We start from the raw sequence: 1,097 nt of genomic DNA, 5'->3' as shown, positions 1-1,097 counted from the left end.
GCCCACCCCGGTCCAGCAAGCTGAACCTGCCCCTCCCCAAGGGGGAGGGGAGAGGCTCAACCGTTCACCGTTACCACCAGGAACAGCGTCCAGCCGATCGCCACCGCATAGGCGATCCAGGTGCCGATGACGCCCAGCGCGCGCAGCGGGGGCGGCTTGCCGGGGCCGTGCGTCTGGTGCAGCCCGACGATATGCGCGCCGCGCGCCGCCAGGAACAACACGGCCAGCGCGGTCAGCGGCCAGTGGCTGGCGTTCGATTGCTCCAGCAGGCCGATCAGGATCACGAACAGCGGCGCGTGCTCGGCGAGATTGCCGTGCGCGCGGCTCGAGCTGATCAGCCCGGCATCGCCCGCATCGCCGAACGAGGCCTGGGTGCGGAAGCGCGCGCGGACGGTGGCGATGGCGGTGGCGAGCAGCATGATGGCGCAGATTGCAGCGGTCAGCGCGGTAACGGGCAGGGTCATGGGTTGCATCCTCCCAGATGGTGCGGAGGACTATGCCGCCGGGCTCGCGCCCCCGCAAGCCTTGCACTCGGGGTCCTTGGCGATCCTGAGCGTCCGCCAGAGCGGGCTGAGGCCGTCGATCAGATGCAGCTTGCCGCGTGGATCGTCGCCAAAGCCGGTGATCGCGCGAACGACCTCCATCGCCGCGAGCGAGCCGACCAGCCCCACCATCGCACCGAGCACGCCCTGTTCGGCGCAGGTGTCGCAATCCTCGGCATCGAAGGCATCTCCGACAAAGCAGCAATAGCAGGGCGCATCGGCCAGCCAGCCGCGAAATGTGCCGATCTGCCCCTGGAACCGCCCGATCGCCGCGCTGACCAGCGGGATGCGAAGGTCGGTCAGCGCGTCGGAGACGAGCAGCCGCGTCGCGAAATTGTCGGTGCCGTCGAGCACGACATCGGCCCCGGCGAGCCGGGCGGCGGCATTGTCGGGCGTCAGTCGTTCGGCGAGGGCCGTGACCTGCAATTCGGGGTCGAAGCGGCGCACCCAGGCGGCCGCAACCTCGGCCTTGGGCTGGCCGACATCCTGCGGCGTGAACAGCGTCTGGCGTTGCAGATTGCTAAGGTCCACCGCATCGCCGTCGATCAGCGTCAG

General features: G+C 69.5%; 2 protein-coding genes. Both read right to left on the bottom strand.

Annotated features, from left to right (window positions below; all coding sequences use genetic code 11):
- Window positions 1–56: 56 nt before the first annotated feature.
- Complete coding sequence (locus DM995_RS20610) at window positions 57–464, bottom strand: MAPEG family protein (protein ID WP_157973443.1); 408 nt, start codon at window positions 462–464, stop codon at window positions 57–59.
- A gap of 30 nt (window positions 465–494) precedes the next feature.
- The coding region (locus tag DM995_RS20605; protein ID WP_157973442.1) for a HesA/MoeB/ThiF family protein at window positions 495–1,097 on the bottom strand (603 nt) is incomplete at its 5' end.

This window comes from Blastomonas sp. UPD001 (genome assembly GCF_003426715.1).
In the GTDB taxonomy this organism is placed as follows: Bacteria; Pseudomonadota; Alphaproteobacteria; order Sphingomonadales; family Sphingomonadaceae; genus Blastomonas.
Note: the sequence above shows the minus strand (reverse complement) of the source record. Positions and strands in the feature narration are given on the sequence as shown.

Coding starts and splice junctions, on each gene's coding strand:
- DM995_RS20610 (WP_157973443.1), bottom strand. CDS start 464: ATGACCCTGCCCGTTACCGCGCTGACCGCTGCAATCTGCGCCATCATG.